General features: G+C 66.3%; 18 protein-coding genes and 1 tRNA gene. 11 read left to right on the top strand and 8 right to left on the bottom strand.

Going from position 1 to position 15,321, the window contains the following annotated elements; genetic code table 11:
* The 3 genes from ASF81_RS12515 to ASF81_RS12505 form a co-directional block, all read right to left on the bottom strand.
* On the bottom strand, positions 1-279 hold the full coding sequence (locus tag ASF81_RS12515; protein ID WP_017506193.1) for a SemiSWEET family sugar transporter: 279 nt from the start codon (positions 277-279) through the stop codon (positions 1-3).
* Between the two features lie 78 nt (positions 280-357).
* A complete protein-coding gene (locus ASF81_RS12510) occupies positions 358-1,845 on the bottom strand; it encodes an amidase (protein ID WP_200932966.1) in 1,488 nt (495 codons plus the stop codon).
* Positions 1,779-4,028 (bottom strand): S9 family peptidase, encoded by a 2,250-nt coding sequence (locus ASF81_RS12505; protein ID WP_055809058.1) that lies wholly within the window; start codon positions 4,026-4,028, stop codon positions 1,779-1,781. The genes ASF81_RS12510 and ASF81_RS12505 overlap by 67 nt, the downstream gene beginning before the upstream one ends.
* A 108-nt stretch (positions 4,029-4,136) precedes the next feature.
* Here ASF81_RS12505 and ASF81_RS12500 point away from each other — a divergent pair, with 108 nt between their 5' ends.
* Complete coding sequence (locus tag ASF81_RS12500) at positions 4,137-4,952, top strand: ferredoxin--NADP reductase (protein WP_055809056.1); 816 nt, start codon at positions 4,137-4,139, stop codon at positions 4,950-4,952.
* 41 nt (positions 4,953-4,993) lie between these two features.
* A complete protein-coding gene (locus tag ASF81_RS12495; RefSeq protein ID WP_055809054.1) occupies positions 4,994-5,326 on the top strand; it encodes a chorismate mutase in 333 nt (110 codons plus the stop codon).
* 214 nt (positions 5,327-5,540) lie between these two features.
* Here the strand turns inward: ASF81_RS12495 and ASF81_RS12490 are convergent, their stop codons facing one another.
* Together ASF81_RS12490 and ASF81_RS12485 are read right to left on the bottom strand one after the other, a co-directional pair.
* Positions 5,541-5,894: an Hpt domain-containing protein gene (locus tag ASF81_RS12490; protein ID WP_055809052.1), complete on the bottom strand. Its 354-nt coding sequence runs from the start codon at positions 5,892-5,894 to the stop codon at positions 5,541-5,543.
* Positions 5,894-7,306, bottom strand: a complete 1,413-nt coding sequence (locus tag ASF81_RS12485) for an amino acid permease (protein WP_055809050.1) — start codon at positions 7,304-7,306, stop codon at positions 5,894-5,896. The genes ASF81_RS12490 and ASF81_RS12485 overlap by 1 nt, the downstream gene beginning before the upstream one ends.
* A 154-nt stretch (positions 7,307-7,460) precedes the next feature.
* Between ASF81_RS12485 and ASF81_RS12480 the strand changes: the two genes are divergently transcribed.
* Positions 7,461-7,536, top strand: a tRNA-Lys gene (locus ASF81_RS12480).
* Positions 7,537-7,715: 179 nt separating this feature from the next.
* Here ASF81_RS12480 and ASF81_RS12475 read toward each other — a convergent pair.
* Both ASF81_RS12475 and ASF81_RS12470 read right to left on the bottom strand, forming a co-directional pair.
* Positions 7,716-9,122: a hypothetical protein gene (locus ASF81_RS12475; RefSeq protein ID WP_055809048.1), complete on the bottom strand. Its 1,407-nt coding sequence runs from the start codon at positions 9,120-9,122 to the stop codon at positions 7,716-7,718.
* Positions 9,123-9,196: 74 nt separating this feature from the next.
* Entirely contained in the window at positions 9,197-9,421 is a 225-nt protein-coding gene (locus ASF81_RS12470) for a hypothetical protein (protein WP_055809045.1), read from the bottom strand.
* Here ASF81_RS12470 and ASF81_RS15100 point away from each other — a divergent pair.
* From ASF81_RS15100 to ASF81_RS12430, 7 genes are all read left to right on the top strand, one after another.
* Complete coding sequence (locus ASF81_RS15100; protein WP_156363263.1) at positions 9,420-9,800, top strand: hypothetical protein; 381 nt, start codon at positions 9,420-9,422, stop codon at positions 9,798-9,800. The two genes, ASF81_RS12470 and ASF81_RS15100, sit on opposite strands and share 2 nt — an antisense overlap.
* Positions 9,801-10,076: 276 nt before the next feature.
* The gene (locus ASF81_RS12455) at positions 10,077-11,648 is read left to right on the top strand and encodes a hypothetical protein (RefSeq protein WP_055809037.1); all 1,572 of its coding nucleotides are present in this window, start codon (positions 10,077-10,079) and stop codon (positions 11,646-11,648) included.
* 266 nt (positions 11,649-11,914) lie between these two features.
* On the top strand, positions 11,915-12,289 hold the full coding sequence (locus ASF81_RS15300; RefSeq protein WP_055809035.1) for a hypothetical protein: 375 nt from the start codon (positions 11,915-11,917) through the stop codon (positions 12,287-12,289).
* Positions 12,286-12,669 carry a M15 family metallopeptidase gene (locus ASF81_RS15295; protein ID WP_055809033.1) on the top strand — a complete coding sequence of 128 codons (384 nt, stop codon included), beginning with the start codon at positions 12,286-12,288 and terminating at the stop codon, positions 12,667-12,669. The genes ASF81_RS15300 and ASF81_RS15295 overlap by 4 nt, the downstream gene beginning before the upstream one ends.
* Before the next feature lie 60 nt (positions 12,670-12,729).
* Positions 12,730-13,089 (top strand): Gp49 family protein, encoded by a 360-nt coding sequence (locus tag ASF81_RS12440; protein ID WP_055809030.1) that lies wholly within the window; start codon positions 12,730-12,732, stop codon positions 13,087-13,089.
* 1 nt (position 13,090) lies between these two features.
* Positions 13,091-13,567: a hypothetical protein gene (locus ASF81_RS12435; protein WP_055809029.1), complete on the top strand. Its 477-nt coding sequence runs from the start codon at positions 13,091-13,093 to the stop codon at positions 13,565-13,567.
* Between the two features lie 4 nt (positions 13,568-13,571).
* Entirely contained in the window at positions 13,572-13,802 is a 231-nt protein-coding gene (locus ASF81_RS12430) for a hypothetical protein (RefSeq protein WP_156363261.1), read from the top strand.
* Here ASF81_RS12430 and ASF81_RS12425 read toward each other — a convergent pair.
* A complete protein-coding gene (locus ASF81_RS12425) occupies positions 13,799-14,128 on the bottom strand; it encodes a hypothetical protein (RefSeq protein WP_055809025.1) in 330 nt (109 codons plus the stop codon). The two genes, ASF81_RS12430 and ASF81_RS12425, sit on opposite strands and share 4 nt — an antisense overlap.
* A 413-nt stretch (positions 14,129-14,541) precedes the next feature.
* Between ASF81_RS12425 and ASF81_RS12420 the strand changes: the two genes are divergently transcribed.
* A partial coding sequence (locus tag ASF81_RS12420) for a tryptophan halogenase family protein (protein WP_156363259.1) occupies positions 14,542-15,321 on the top strand: 780 nt, incomplete at its 3' end.

Raw genomic sequence — 15,321 nt, 5'->3', positions numbered from 1 at the left:
TTATTTGTCGGGATCGCCGTCGCGGAATCGCCACTTCATCACCAGCACGCCGGACGCCATCACCAGGGCGCATGCGTTGGCGACCGTGACAGGCCAGGCCTTCGTCATGATCCCATAGACGACCCAAAGCACGAAACAGGTCACGGTCAGGGAATAGGTCTTCAAGCTGACCGATGACGCGTCGCGCTCCTTCCAAATCTTGACCGCCTGAGGCGCGAAGCTGGTGATCGAGCAGATCGCAGCCGCCGAGCCGACGATATTGGCGATCAGATCGCTCATGCTGCGATCGTCGATATGACGTTGAGGCTAAATTTGCACATGCCGCACTCTCAGCGGCCGCCCCAAAGGATGTCAGCGTCAAACGCCAGGCGGCGGCCGTCTGGCCTGGGTCATCTGTTCGAAGGCGTAACCCAGCGAAAGGATGCGCGCATCGTCCCACTTCCCGCCAAGGAAGCTGATTCCCACGGGCATTCCCCGATCAAAGCCCATCGGCACGGTCAGGTGCGGATAGCCGGCGACGGCGGCCAGTCGGCTGGCCGATCCCTGCATATCGTCGTCGTCCTTGGGATCGTTGGTCCAGGCGCGCGACGTGGTGGGCGCGATCAGGGCGATCACGCCATTCTCCCTCATCAGTCGATCGATGCCCTCCGGCCCCGCCAGTCTGAGCGAGGTTGCGCGCGCCTCCAGATAGTCAGCGTCCGTCAAATCGCCCATCGCCTGGGCGCGCTCGAAGATGTCCTGACCGAACAGCACCGTCTCGCGCGGTTCGGCGGCGTTGAAGGCGATGACGTCGGCCAGGGTGCGGGTGCGGACCTGCTCCGGGTCCGTCGAGGCCAGATAGGCGTTCAGATCGTGCTTCAGCTCATAGAGCAGCACCTTGAACTCGGCCGCGCCTATGACCCGGCCGTCCGGTCCCTCGGGCAGATCGACCAGCACGGCGCCGGCGTCGCGCAAGGCCTTCAGGTTCTGCTCGAACACCGCCTGCGTTTCGGGCGTGTAGCCTTTCAGGAACCGCATCACCCCGATCCGCGCGCCGCGCAACGAGTTGGCGTCCAGCCCGGCGGCGTAGTCGATCTTGCGCGCATCGGCCTCGACCGTCGCCGGATCGGCCGGATCGGACCCGGCGATGACCGTCAGCACCCTGGCCGCATCCCTGACGGTCGTCGCCATCGGCCCGGCGGTGTCCTGCGAATGGCTGATCGGCACGATGTAGGTGCGCGAGACCAGGCCCACAGTCGGTTTGAACCCGACCACGCCGTTGACCGACGCCGGGCAGGTGATCGACCCGTCCGTCTCCGTTCCGATGGCGACGGGCGTCAGCCCCAGCGCCACCGCCGCCCCGCTGCCGGACGACGATCCACAGGGCGTGCGCGCGGGATCATAGGGGTTCAGCGTCTGGCCACCGACGGCGCTCCAGCCGCTCATCGAGTCCGACGACCGGATATTGGCCCATTCCGACAGATTGGTCTTGCCGACGATCACGGCTCCTGCGGCGCGCAGTCGCCCGACCAGCGGCGCGTCCCGTCCCGGCGCATTGTTCGCCAGCGCCAACGATCCGGCGGTGGTCAGCATGTCCGCCGTCTCGATATTATCCTTCAGCAGAATCGGCATGCCGGAAATCCCCGACACGCCCCGAGACGGCGATGTCGCGGTCCAGACCAGCACCGAATGGGCGCTGTCGTTGGCCCGCCCCGCCGCGACCACGGCGGATGCAGGCGGATAGGCGCCCTGCCCGGTCGCGCAGCCCGCAAGGGCCAGCGCGACCGCAGCCGCCAGAATCAGTCGGCCTTGGGTTCGGCCCGCTTGCCGATCGTGCGGTCCAGGAAGTCGAGATAGGTGCGCCATTGTTGCAGTTGCCTCGGATCGCCGCGGACACCGTGCCGCTGGCCGGGATAGAGCATCATCTCGAACGGCACGCTCTTGGCCTGCAAGGCGTCGATGACGCGCGTCGCATTGCCGAAGATGACGTTGTCGTCGGCCATCCCATGCAGCAGCAGCAGCCGCCCCGTCATGTCATCCAGCCGCGGCAGGACGTCGGTGGCGGCATAGCCCTCCGGATTGGCCTGGGGCGTGGACATGTACCGTTCGGTATAGTGGGTGTCGTACAGGCTCCATTCCGTCGGCGCCGCGCCCGCCAGGGCCGAGGCTAGGCTGGCGTCCTTGTCGGTCAGGGTCAGCAGGCTGAGGAAGCCGCCGAAGCTCCAGCCCATCACCGCGATATGGTCGGCATCGACGTAAGGCAGGGTCTTCAGCCATTGCGCGGCCTGGGCCTGATCCTCGACCGCCGGAATGCCCAGACGGCGATAGATGCTGGTCTCGAACGCCTGCGACCGGTCACCCTCGCCGCGATTGTCGACGCGGAAGACGATGTAGCCCGCCTCGGTCAGCAGTTGGTTGGTCAGCGGCTGCCAGCTCTTCTGCACGCCTGCCCCGGTGCCGGGGCCGCCGTAGACCTGCATCACCACCGGATACTTCTTGGACGGATCGAAGTCCGGCGGCGTGGTCATGCGCCACACCAGGGTCTGACCATGGCTCTGCATCGTGCCGAACTCAGGCGTGCGCAGGCGCGAGACGTAAGGGGCGAACGGATGGCTGGCGTCGAGCTTGTTCTCTTGGATCCAGCGCACGCGCGTGCCGTCGATGCGGTACAGCGCCGACTGCGTCGGGGTCGCCGGGTCCGAATAGTTGCCGACATAGGCCGTCGCCGGCCCGTTAACCGACACCGTCCACCAGCCGCCGCCCGGCGTCACCGCGACCGGATCGACCGTGCGGTTCAGGTTGGCGCGGAACATCTGCTGCTCGATCGGCAGCTCCTTGCCGTCGCGCATCGAGGCGGTGAAATAGACATCGCCGGTCTGTTCGTTGACGCCGTCCAGATGTTTGACCGGATAGTCGCCGCGCGTGATGGCCCGCAGCCGTCGCCCGTTACGGTCGTACAGATACAGGTGCCGCCAGCCCGAATCCTCATTGGACCAGATGAACCGGCCGTCAGACATGACGCGGAAGTCGTCGTTCAGATCGACCCAGGCCTGCGCCTTCTGGCTCAGGATCACGCGTGACGCGCCGGTCGTCGGATCGACGCTCAGCAGATCCAAAGTCTTCTGGTCGCGAGACTGGCGTTGGACATACAGTGTCTTGCCGTCGCCGGACCAGTTCACCCGCGCCAGATAGACGTCGGTATTGGATCCCAGGTCCACCTTGACCCGGCCCCCGCCCTGCAGGTCGCGCACATACAGTTCGACCACCGCATTGGGTCGGCCTGCGCGAGGATAGCGCTGCTCCACCATCGTCGCGCCGCCGCCGGTGATCTCGAAGCGCGGCACGATATCGACCGGGCTTTCGTCCACACGCGTCATGGCGATGTAGCGCTCGTCGGGGCTCCACCAGTAGCCGGTGTCGCGATCCATCTCCTCCTGGGCGATGAACTCGGCCGTAGCCCAGGTGATCAGACCCGCGCCGTCGTCGGTGATCGGCGTCTCCTTGCCGCTGGCCAAGTCATAGACGATCAGGTTCTGGTCGCGGACATAGGAGACATAGCTGCCCTTGGGCGATACCTTGGCGTCGATCTCGTCGGCGGGCGTCTCGGTCAGGCGGCGCACCTTGCCGTCCGCCCGGTTCGCCAGGAAGATGTCGCCTTCCAGCGGCGCCAGGATGTAGCGGCCCTGCTGATCCCAAGAATATTCGACCACGCCGCGCGCACTGATCCGCATCCGCTCGCGCCGGGCCTTTTCGGCCTCCGACAGTTCGCCGGCGTCGGGAACCAGCGCCCGTGCGTCGATCAGCTTGTAGGGTTCGCCCTCACCCGTCGGCGCGGCCCACAGGTCCTGCACATCCACATTGTCCTCGCGCGAGCGCAGGAAGGCGACCAACTGGCCGTCAGGCGACAGGCTGACCCCCTTGGCCACCGGCCCGTTCAGGCTGGGGCTGGAAAACACCCGCTCGGGCGTCAGGATGTTGGAGGGCGTCTCCTGCGCAAGCGCCGAACTGGCGGACAGGAGGATGGTCGAGGCGAGAAGAAGGGTGCGCATGGGTTGGGACGCTAGCGGTGCTTCTGCAAGCCGTCACGAGGAAATGTCGTCGCCGTGTGAAAGGCTTGTCCTTCCCTGCGAGGGGTTCTCAGATTAGAGAGACGCACGATGACAGACGCCGCCCTCTCCCCCGCCCCCGTGAAAGCCAGTCCGTTTAACGAGCTGGAGGTTCTGTGGGTGCGCCACTGGACCGACAGCCTGTTCAGCTTCGGCGTCAAACGGCCCGAGGACTTCCGCTTCCGCTCGGGCGAGTTTGTGATGATCGGCCTGCCCGGCGAAGACGGCGGAAAGCCTGTTTTGCGCGCCTATTCCATCGCCAGCCCTTGCTGGGCCGAGGAGCTGGAGTTCTTCTCGATCAAGGTCGCCGACGGCCCCCTGACCTCGCGCCTGCAGAAAATCCAGCCCGGCGACACCGTCCTGATGGGCAAGAAGCCGACGGGCACGCTGGTGCTAGACGCCTTGACCGGCGGCGAGCGCCTGTTCCTGATCGGCACGGGAACGGGTCTGGCGCCCTGGCTCAGCGTCGCGCGCGATCCAGAGACCTATTCCCGCTTCGGCCATGTCTATGTGATCCACACGGTTCGCAGCGTCGCCGACCTGGCCTATCGCGACTTCTTCACGCGGGAAATTCACGACGACCCCCTGATCGGCGACGAGGCCAAGGCCCAGCTGACCTACTATCCGACGGTCACCCGCGAAGCGTTCGAGACGCCGGGCCGGATTACCGACCGCATCAAGTCCGGCGACTTCTTCCGGGACCTGGGCCTGCCCGAAGGGTTCGACCCCGCCCGCGACCGCGCCATGCTGTGCGGCTCCATGGCCATGATCAAGGAAGCCGGCGAACTGCTGGAGACCTATGGCCTGAAGGAAGGCTCCAACGCCGAACCGGCGGACTATGTGCTGGAGCGGGCCTTCGTTGGTTGACGGCCTTGGCTTGGGCCGCCTGACCCGCTAACCCGACGCCCATGTCAAAGCCTGCTCTTGTCGCCGTCGATGCGCGCGTCGATCCCGCCGAATGCCAGTCGATGGCCGAAGTCCGTCAGGGCGTCGACGCCCTGGACCGCGCTCTGGTCGCCCTGCTGGCCGAGCGCCAGCGCTACATGGACGCCGCCGCCCGCATCAAGCCCGACCGCGACGCCGTCTTCGACCAGGCCCGCATCGACGACGTGGTCGCCAAGGTGCTGGTCTCGGCCGAGGCCCACAACCTGTCGCCCGACATCGCCGAACCCGTCTGGCGCCTGCTCATCGACCGCTGCATCGCCCACGAGTTCGCCACCTACGACCGGACTCGCAGCTAGGACGGCGCACGCCTGCCATCCTATCCGCGAAAAAAGTTCGGCCTAGTTTGAACCGATTAGATCGCAGCAGCGTCAACCACCCCGCCGCTCTTTCAGGGCGCCGTATAATGGGCGTCCGGTCTTTGACATCGCGACGCGCCTCGCCTGCCGAAATTGCACTTTCTTGTATTTTGCACGCGTTTTCGGAGTGCAGTGCAATTTCATCCGCTTCGCCTCAGCCCTTGAGACCGCGCAGCATCAGTTCGTGCCGATAGGCCGCGACATCGGCCAGCGCCGCTTGCAGAGCATCGCGCACCCGCTCAACCGCCGGCGCGGCCAGCTTCTGATCCACCGCTTCCGCCTCGGCGCAGATCGCCGCCAGGTCTCGCGCGCCGATGCCCGCCGCCGCGCCTCGGATCGTATGGACCCCGTCGCGCCAGCCCTCGACCTTGGGATCCAGCATGACGGACCACAGGCCGGCCTGATTGACGAACAGGCCCAACACCTCCTCATTGACGGCGTCGTCCCCGCCCGTCATGCCGTTCAGCACGGCGAAATCGACGGCGCCCGTCAGATCACGCAACGCCATCAGGCCGCCGTCTCCTCACCCTTGGCAAGGCGGGAGTTCCGCGAGGACCACAGCAGATAGATCGCCACGCCGACCACGTTCCAGACCACGAAACCGATCTGCGTCACCGGCTTCAGGCTCAGGAAGAAGACGATACATCCGATCACGCTGACCGCTCCAACGACCGGCCATAGCGGCGCCTTGAACACCCGCTTGCGACCCGGCTCGCGGATGCGCAGCACGATCAGGCAAACCCCGACCGAGCAGAAGGCCGCCAGCGTCCCGGCGTTGGCCAGCGACGCCAGTTCGTCCAGCGGCAACAACCCCGCCAGAATCGCCACGACGATGGCGGTGAACACCGTCACCACCGCCGGCACGCCCCGGCTCGATACCTTGGCCAGGCGACGCGGCAGCAGGCCATCGCGCGCCATGCCCAGGAAGATGCGGCTTTGCCCGAAAAGGAAGGCCAGCAGGACGGTCGGAAGCGCGATCACCGCCGCAGCGGCGATCCACTGGGCCGCCGTCCCCTGCCCCATCTGACGCAGAATCAGGGCCAGCGGCTCGGGGCTGCTGGCGAAGGTTGCGACCGGCCGCGCGCCGATGGCTGCCGCCGCGACGACCAGATATAGCGCCGTGCAGATGAGCATGGAGCCGACGATGCCGATGGCCAGGTCACGCTCAGGCTTCTTGGTTTCCTCCGCCGCCGTCGAGATCGCGTCGAAACCATAGAAGGCGAAGAAGATGATCGCCGCCGCGGCCATCACCCCGGTCTGGACGAAGGGCGCGCCGAAGCCGTTGGGCATGAAGGGCGTGAAATGCTCGGGCTTGAACGCCGGCAGGGCGATAGCGACGAAGACCACCAGCGCCGCGATCTTGATCAGGACCAGCACCGCGTTCAGCGTCGCGCTCTCCTTGGTGCCCAAGAGCAGCAGGCCCGTCACCACCCCAATGATGGCCACGGCCGGCAGGTTGATGATGCCCCCCCCATGCGGCCCGGCGACCAGCGCCGTCGGCAGATCGATCCCCAGCCCGCTCAGGAAACCGACCGCATAGCCGGACCAGCCCACCGCCACGGCGCTGACGACCAGCGAATATTCCAGGATCAGGCTCCATCCCACGATCCAGGCGATCAACTCACCCAGCACCGCATAGGAATAGGTGTAGGCGCTGCCCGCCGTCGGCATCATGGTCGACAGTTCGGCATAGGCCAGGGCCGCGCAGGCGCAGACCAGGCCCGCAAGGCCGAAGCTGATCAACACGGCCGGCCCCGCCAGCCCGGCGCCCACGCCGATCAGCGTCAGGATGCCGGTGCCGACGATGGCGCCAACGCCCAAGGCCAGCAGGTGCGGCCAACTCAACGTCGGCTTCAGCCGCGGTCCGTCGTGCGGCGCCATCATGGTGTCGATTGATCGACGCCGGTTCCAGAAGGCCATGATGTTTGCTCCCCCGCCGCTTGCCGCGACTGATTCCACGGGGACCATACTCCGTCGCAGAAAGTTTGCGAAAGCGCTTGCCAACCCCCGAACCTCTGGGTAGTAGGAGCGCCCTTCGGCAAGGCCTCGCCCCCGAAGACGCAGACGATCGGTCGGGTGATTAGCTCAGTTGGTAGAGCAGCTGACTCTTAATCAGCGGGTCGTAGGTTCGAACCCTACATCACCCACCATCGTCTTTCCCCATTATTCAACACGTTAGACGCACCCAGGACCGTCGCGGCGGACCGGATTTGTGACTTTGTGAAAGTCACACGTGTGACTTGGACCGCGCGGCGACGGCGTCGGACGACATGAAAAAGGCCCCGGTGGATGCCGGGGCCTTTCGTCGTTTCGCGGGTGTCGTCGGGCGTCAGGTCAGGGCCTTGGTCCAGCCGGTTCCGGTCAGGTGGAGGTCCATCTTGCGGGCGCCGGCGGCGGCGGTCAGCGGGGTGATGACGCCATAGTGTTTCTGCCAGACGGCGTGGACGCGGGTCGGTTGGTGCTGGGACCGCGAACAGGTTTCCTCGACCGACAGGCCCGCCTCGCGCGCCAGGGTGATGAAGGTGTCGCGCGCGTCCATGAAGTTGAACGGCCCGGCGTGTTCCGATCCGTCCAGGCCGTCGCCGACCTTGAGGCCCGGCGCGTCGGCCGCCGCGCGGTCGCGCACCGCGTTCCAGTAGTTGTTGAAGACGCGACCCGTCATCGGCTTGATCGCCGCCGGGTTCTTGCCGATCAGCCAGACGCCGGTCACGGCCTGGGCGGCGTTGCGCGCCACCATCCGATCCAGGCGGGCCGCGCCGATGGCCATGAAGGGGATGCCGGTTCCGGTGACGCCGGTCTTCTGGCGCGCGTTGCGGGTGACGCGCCATTGACCGTCGGCCGAGCGGACCACGCGCCGCCAGTCCAGCTTGAGGATGTCTGTCAAGCTCCAGCCGAGATCCAGCGCCAGCAACAGGGCGTCGGCGATGAAGGCGTGACCGGGCATGGCGTCGGCCGCCGCGACCAGGGCGGAGATTTCCTCGACCCGGCCGACGCGGATGCGCCCCTCGGGCGTGGCGCGGTCGATCAGGCGCACGGGATTGGCGCTGAGCGCCTTGATCCGCTTCTTCTCCCAGCACCAGGACAGCCAGATCGAGGCGACCTGAAGCACGCCGTGGGCCACGTTGTGGCCGGCGTTCTGGATCAGCCATTGGTAGGCCTGCTCCAGGGGGAAGTCGTCGCCCTCCTCCTCGGGCGCGGCCAGGGTGTCGATCGGCAAGTTGCGCAGGGCCTGGACCTTGATCGCCGCGTCATCCTCGACGATGGCTTCAAACAGGCGGTTGAGCTTGCGGCGATAGTCGCCCTTGGTCGCGTCCGACAGACCCCCCTGCGCCTTGGGCAGGGTGAAGGCCGGGCTGGCCAGCCAGGCGTCGGCCAGGGCGCCGATGCTGCGGCGGTCCGCGATCTGGGACGGCGACGGGGCCGAGGCGTCCAGCGATCCGGCCGGGGCGAAGGCGCCCATGTTCGACGGGACCAGGTCGCCGCGCACCGTCCAGGCCAGGACGGCGGCGTTGATCGCCTCGCAGCGCGCGATGGCGTCGCCCTTGGACAGCCAGGTCTTGGTCCGGCCGGACATCGTCGCCAGATCGACCGGCTTCCAGCCCTCGGCGCGGCGGGTGGGCGACGGGATCCAGCGGGGGCGGCCCCGTCCTTGAGCATCGGCGCGCCAGGTGAAGCCGGCGGGCAGGACGCCGTGCGGGCGCTGGCGGCGGGTGGGTTTGGCGGGTTTCTTGGCCATGGTTCAGACCTCGGGCGGTTCGCTCAGACGACGGATCTTCGCGGGCAGGCGATCAAGCCCCGTGTCGTAGGTTGTCAGGGCGGCGTTGTCCGGCGCGACGGCGCGGAGCGCCTGGGCCACCGGGGCGGCCAGGGCGGCGGCGTCAGCCAGGGCGGGAAGTCCGCGACGGCCATGGCGCTGGTCGTCGCGGCCGCGACCAGCTGGGTCACGTCGTCCTGGGACAGGCCGTAGGGCCGCAGCTTCTGGAACAGGGCGGCGCGCAGGGAGCGGCGGACTTCGGCGATGAAGACGTCAGTCATGAAGCAGGGCCTTTCGGCTCAGGACGAACAGCAGGGCGGCGTGCGCCCAGCCGATCAGGGTTCCCATCACACGACGGGCGGCAGCACGCCCGGCATTCGCGCATTTATCGACGCCTTCGCGGAGAACGCGTCGAGCGGTGAGACGGGCCTCGCCTTCGGTACAGGCGTTGGTGGGGTTCCGACCACCAAGTGGCGCTTGGGTCAGGCGGGTCATTGGACCCCTGCGATCACGCTGTCTTATGACATCAACGAGCCTTCGCGTGCGGGATATCTATGCCCAGCGCGTTCGGCCGACGTTCCTGAATATCGGCACTCTGAGCGTCGCCACGATGGCTTCTGGTGGCGCGCTATCGCCGACCGGGACCTACACTGCCATTGAAACTTTTGGGGGAGCTGCGAGCCAGACCGTTACGAGCATCGCTGGCACCTTTGTCGACGGAGACATACTCGTGCTGCGCTCTTCAGCGTCCTCGCGCGTCCCGACGATTGCCGCAACAGCTAACATCCTTCTCCCCGCCACCCGAGTGTTAAGCCACCCGAATAAGCGGCTGACGCTGCAGTACCAAGCCGCCAACAACTGCTGGTATGAGATATCTTGGTCAGACAACGCCTAGGCACGATTGCGACCCTGTGGAGGTTCAGCTAACCGGGGATCATGTCAGACGCCACGGTTGCCCCGATCGCGCCCAAGAAGCGCGCCATCTTCATCGACGTGAAGCGGGGAACCCTGCTCCAGTTGTCACGTGCACTGAAGCCCTATGGCGTTCGGCCCGTGATGTGGATGGGGTATGCGGCCGAACTTCTCGACGTGCAGAAGCGCTGGCCCAAGTGCGAACTCTACGACTACTGGCGGTTCAACAAGGGCGCGCCGTTCCTGATGCCCCCCGGCAAGCACGCCCCTCCAGCCGATATGCTCAACTCCGAGCCGTTCCGCCGTCTCAAAGATCAGTCCATCAAGATGATGGACCGGAACGACATCATCGGGGTGTTTCGGTACACCGACCGTGAGGCTCTGTTCTATGCGCTGTTTTTCCACTTCTACGCCAAGGTAAAGGCCAAGAAGCCGCACCTGGTGATCAGCGCCCACAGCCCCCACGTGCCAGCCGCCATGGTGCTGTTCGGGGTGTGTAGGATGCTGGAGGTCAAGACGCTCCACCTGCGCGAGGTGCCGCAGACCGACCTAACGTATCTCGCAACGGACTTCGAGGACGGCTTCCTCGAAACCGAGACTGATCAGGACGTGAAGAACGACCGCCTGGGCGACCTGAAGGCCTACGTGTCCAAGTTCCAGGGCGCCGACTACGGCACGATCGAACCCTCGTACATGAAGGCCCAGAAGGCGAAGGACGCGGAGTCCGAAGCGCCCGAGGCGGCCTTTGGTCGGTTCGGCCACTACCGACGCCAAGGGCTGGCCGTCGATCTGCACAATCCGCCACGGGCGGCCGCTTCCTACCGGGTGATCTCCACGGACATCCTCGAAGACAACCCGAGCGTTCGCTTCCGCGTCGATATGGATCAATCAGAGAGCGAGGCATGGCTGGCCTACAAGCTGGACCTCCTGTCGCTCCAGCGTTTCGAATACGAGCAACTGGCGCTGACGCCGGATCTGGATGAGCCCTTCGTCTATTTCCCGCTGCACTATGAGCCTGAGAAGACAAGCAACCCGGACGGCGGCGTCTGGTACAATGTGTACGACGCGATCGCGGCGCTCCGGTCCAAGGTGCCGCTCCACGTGCCGATCTATGTGAAGGAGCACTACTCGCAGTTTTCGCCCAACATGGGCGGTGCGAGGGGTCGATCCGCCTACCTTTACCGAGCCATCCGTTCGCTGCCCAATGTTGGCCTGATCGACATGGACATGCTCCAACTGGAGCTCATGACCAAGGCAGCCTTCACAGCATCGCAGACCGGCACGGCCTGCATCGAGGCGGCATGCCTGGGTCGCAAGGCGGTGTTGATGGGGGACATATGGTTCTCCCACTGCCCGAACGTGTGGCGGTTCGCCGAGATGCCGACCTTTGACGACCTACTGGCGGCGCCCGCGCAGGATGCGGAGACGGTTGAGCGGGTGCTGGGGGGTTGGCTGCGTCGCTATACGGTCAACGGCTATGTGACCGGATCCTTCATCCGCATGCATAGAAGCCGGAAGCTGCCGCGCGAGGAGTTCCCATTCGCCGAGACGTGCGCGGAGATCGCGCGATCGCTTCACAAGGCAGGATGGGTCTAAAACGGTGAGGGGCCGGGTTTCCACCGGCTCCCTGTTTTTCGCCTCCCGGCGGGTACCTGCGCCAGTCGAACAGCTTGAGAAACACCACCCGTGGGTGGCTGGGATCAAACGAGCTTGCGGATCCTAACCGCGACCCTCACCTAGGCGAGAATTAATCCGAACCCAGAGAGGACGCAACCCTTCGTCCCCTCCCCCACCCGGCGCCGACATGATCGGCGCATGGATGAGACGCGCCCCTTCCAGAACCCGCCCTGCGGGGCCGCCCGATGAAGCCGGCCTTGGTCGAGCTGTGGGACGGCCTGCGCCACTGGCTTGAGCCGCTGGCGGCCGGCGCGCTGGGCGCCGTGGTGGCGCAGATGTGGGAGAAGGGCCTGAGCTGGCAGGACCGGCTGGCGCAATGGACCGTCGGGGTGCTGTGCGCCGCCTTCCTGGCGCCGGCCATCGGCCATGTGTTCGGCTGGGCGGACCCGCTGACCGACGCTGTCGGCTTCGTGATCGGCACCCTGGCCTTCAAGGCCTGGCCCCCGCTGCGCGAGGCGGCCATCGCCGGGGCGTCCGGCGGGCTGCGCTCCCTGCCCGATTTCTTGCCGTTCCGACGTCGGGCGGCCGAACCCCTGAAAACCGAAGGAGAAGGCGGGTGACCTTCAACCTGTCCAAAGCCAGTCGCGCGCGGCTGACCGGCGTGCGGCCCGAGTTGGTCGCTGTGGTCGAGCGCGCGATCCAGCTGACGCCGATCGACTTCAAGATCACCGAGGGCCTGCGCTCCGTCGCCCGGCAAAAGGAGCTGTTCGCCGCCAAGGCGACGCAGACGATGAACAGCCGCCACCTGACCGGCCACGCCGTGGACGTGGTCGCGCTCGTCGGCGGCAAGGTGCGCTGGGACTGGCCGCTTTATCCGCAGATCGCCGCCGCCTTCAAACAGGCCGCCCTGGAGCTGGGGACGCCCATCGTGTGGGGCGGCGACTGGAAGACGCTGAAGGACGGCCCGCACTTCGAGCTGGACCGGAAAAGGTTCCCCTGATCACCGCCCAAGGCGGCATGCGAGCTGGGCGCTTTCCCGGCACAGTCTGAGGAATATGAAATGGAAGACGCTCTGAAAGTCTCCGACGCAGAAGCCGCAAAGGTCGCGGTCGCGCCTCGCGTCACGCTCGAAGATCTCGAAGGCTCCATCGCCAGCGAGCACTACATCCGCGCTAATGAGGCGGTCACTACGTCTCATGGCGACGCGAACTCCGAGACGACTGAGGACGCCTTGGCCTGCCTGACGCTTTGCGTTCTGGTCACCAAGTCCGGGTTCACGGTCACAGGCGAGAGCGCCTGCGCCTCGCCCGCGAACTTCAATGCCGAGCTGGGTCGCAAGTTCGCCCGCGAGCAGGCGATCCGGAAGCTGTGGGCCTTCGAAGGGTTCGCCCTGCGTAAGCGCCTGGCGGAGGCCGCCTGAGATGCCCGCCGCCCTGTCCTTCCTCGCCGCCCTGAAGAAATACCGAAAGTTCCTGACGCTGCTGGTCGTGCTGGTCGGGGCGGCGGCGATCTATTTCTGGCTGGAAAAGGCCAAGGATGATCGCGCCCAGTTGCTGACCCAGGCGGACCGGATCTGCGACACGGCGGGCGAGCCGTTTCAGCCGCAGGGATCGGACCAGGACGACTGGGGCCGGCGCTGCCTGGGCCGCGTCGTGGTGCTGAAGGCCTATTACGACCAGACCCAGCAGGGGTCTCTGGACGCCTTGATCGACGCCTTCGAGGCGCAGCGGGGCAAGGACCTGACCGATGCGGCCCTGGCGGCCGCGATGTCGAAACGCGCGGCCGACGCCGTCGCCAACATGGAGGCCGAGAATGCGGCAGTCGAAAACGATCGCGTGGGGCTTGGCTTCGCTTGCGCTCTCAACGACCTTGGCGGGTTGCCTGGGGACGGCTGCTGACGCCGTGCCGCCCGCGCCGGTCGTCAGCGTGGTGACGGCGCCGGCGCCCAAGCCGCCGTCCGAGCTGGTCCGGTGCGCGCGCCGGCCGGCCGGATTTCCCGCCGCCGTGCTGGGGACCATGACGCCCGAGGCGCGGGCCGCCGCCATCCGCATTCTGACCGCCTTCGGCGCCAACGCCGACCAGCTGGACCGACTGGCCACCTTCCATGGGGCGGCCTGCCCTGCTGGCGACTAGCGCCGCGCCAGGCGCGTGAGCGCCGCCTGCTGGTTCTCGTCATGGCCCTGGTCCCAGAAGCGGGGCCTGAGCAGGATGGTGAACAGCTTTTCGCCCTGGACGTTGTTGCGCCGGCCGACCTCCAGCGACGTGGCGTAGGCGCCGCAGCGGCGGCAGCGAAAGCGCATGATCTGAAACGGATCGTCCGCCAGGCGCGCGCCGACGGTCCAGACGTTCAGCTCCACCGTATAGAGACAGCCCGAGCATCGGGCCGCGACCACGATCTGACGATCCACCACCACGTCGCGCGGCGTCAGGCGCTCCGGCGTCCAGTTGTCCCTGCCCATGATCCGGCCCTTGATCGCGCCACCGACGGCGCGCGGTGTAGCGCCGGGGCGGACGTGAACGCAAGGGGAACATTCGTCGTGTGACTTGATCGACCGAAAGCGCCCGCAACAGCCCTCACGCGCCCATGGCGTTTTGCGGCGAAAGCCTTGCAGACAGGGGCGAGGACAAAAAGCGCCGGGTTCTCTCAATCAGCGGGTCGTAGGTTCGAACCCTACATCACCCACCATCGTCTTTCTCCAGAATGTATGGATACACGGCTGGCTGGCTTTACTGCGAGGCTAGATCGCGTTTTTCGCCGGTTTGTATCGCACCGTCAGAGAACCAGGATCGACAAGCCCTGCAGTTCGCGCGACTGATCACAAAGGCAGCCGCCGATCTGCTCAAGCATTCCCCTCTTCACCGGTTACGCCCGATGACTCCTGCTCCGCTGAAGCGTATTCTGATCGTTGGGGGCGGCACGGCCGGCTGGATGGCGGCCGCCGCACTGGCGCATGTCACGCGCGGCACTGTGAAGGTCGAGTTGGTCGAGTCGGAGGTTATCGGCACGGTTGGCGTCGGCGAGGCGACCATTCCGCCGATCCTGCTGTTCAACCAGTTGCTGGGCATCGACGAGAACGAATTCGTCCGCGCCACTCAAGCCACCTACAAGCTGGGCATCCAGTTCAACGACTGGTTCCAGAAGGGCCGGAGCTATTTCCACCCGTTCGGAACCTATGGCACGCGCATCGACGCCGCCTCCTTCCACCAATATTGGCTGAGGCTGAACAAGGCGGGGCTGGACGACGACCTGGACGCCTATTCCGTCACGACCATGGCGGCGCGCATGGGCCGGTTCACCCGGCCTGACGCCGACCCGCGCGGCGCCGCCTCGCAGATGACCTACGCCTTCCATTTCGACGCCGGCCTGTACGCCAGGTTCCTGCGTCAGCGCGCCGAGGCGAATGGCGTGGTGCGGCATGAGGGCAAGATCGCCGACGTGCGCCTGCGCGACGGCGACGGCTTTATCCAGTCGGTGCGACTGGATGACGGACGCGAACTTGGGGCGGACTTCTTCATCGACTGTTCGGGCTTCCGCGGCCTGCTGATCGAAGGGGCGCTGAAGACAGGTTACGAGGACTGGACCCACTGGCTGCCGGCCGACCGTGCGGTGGCCATGCCCTGCACCCGGGTCGGCGATCCGACGCCCTATACC

The organism is Brevundimonas sp. Leaf168 (assembly GCF_001423685.1).
GTDB classification, from domain to species: Bacteria; Pseudomonadota; Alphaproteobacteria; order Caulobacterales; family Caulobacteraceae; genus Brevundimonas; species Brevundimonas vesicularis_C.
Note: the sequence above shows the minus strand (reverse complement) of the source record. Positions and strands in the feature narration are given on the sequence as shown.

What these genes read in the sequence shown, in the direction of transcription:
- ASF81_RS12515 (WP_017506193.1), bottom strand. Translation starts at nt 279, where the DNA reads ATGAGCGATCTGATCGCCAATATCGTCGGCTCGGCGGCTGCGATCTGC.
- ASF81_RS12510 (WP_200932966.1), bottom strand. Translation starts at nt 1,845, where the DNA reads ATGGCGCACCTATCTCGACTTCCTGGACCGCACGATCGGCAAGCGGGC.
- ASF81_RS12505 (WP_055809058.1), bottom strand. Translation starts at nt 4,028, where the DNA reads ATGCGCACCCTTCTTCTCGCCTCGACCATCCTCCTGTCCGCCAGTTCG.
- ASF81_RS12500 (WP_055809056.1), top strand. Translation starts at nt 4,137, where the DNA reads ATGACAGACGCCGCCCTCTCCCCCGCCCCCGTGAAAGCCAGTCCGTTT.
- ASF81_RS12495 (WP_055809054.1), top strand. Translation starts at nt 4,994, where the DNA reads ATGTCAAAGCCTGCTCTTGTCGCCGTCGATGCGCGCGTCGATCCCGCC.
- ASF81_RS12490 (WP_055809052.1), bottom strand. Translation starts at nt 5,894, where the DNA reads ATGGCGTTGCGTGATCTGACGGGCGCCGTCGATTTCGCCGTGCTGAAC.
- ASF81_RS12485 (WP_055809050.1), bottom strand. Translation starts at nt 7,306, where the DNA reads ATGGCCTTCTGGAACCGGCGTCGATCAATCGACACCATGATGGCGCCG.
- ASF81_RS12475 (WP_055809048.1), bottom strand. Translation starts at nt 9,122, where the DNA reads ATGGCCAAGAAACCCGCCAAACCCACCCGCCGCCAGCGCCCGCACGGC.
- ASF81_RS15100 (WP_156363263.1), top strand. Translation starts at nt 9,420, where the DNA reads ATGAAGCAGGGCCTTTCGGCTCAGGACGAACAGCAGGGCGGCGTGCGC.
- ASF81_RS12470 (WP_055809045.1), bottom strand. Translation starts at nt 9,421, where the DNA reads ATGACTGACGTCTTCATCGCCGAAGTCCGCCGCTCCCTGCGCGCCGCC.
- ASF81_RS12455 (WP_055809037.1), top strand. Translation starts at nt 10,077, where the DNA reads ATGTCAGACGCCACGGTTGCCCCGATCGCGCCCAAGAAGCGCGCCATC.
- ASF81_RS15300 (WP_055809035.1), top strand. Translation starts at nt 11,915, where the DNA reads ATGAAGCCGGCCTTGGTCGAGCTGTGGGACGGCCTGCGCCACTGGCTT.
- ASF81_RS12440 (WP_055809030.1), top strand. Translation starts at nt 12,730, where the DNA reads ATGGAAGACGCTCTGAAAGTCTCCGACGCAGAAGCCGCAAAGGTCGCG.
- ASF81_RS12435 (WP_055809029.1), top strand. Translation starts at nt 13,091, where the DNA reads ATGCCCGCCGCCCTGTCCTTCCTCGCCGCCCTGAAGAAATACCGAAAG.
- ASF81_RS12425 (WP_055809025.1), bottom strand. Translation starts at nt 14,128, where the DNA reads ATGGGCAGGGACAACTGGACGCCGGAGCGCCTGACGCCGCGCGACGTG.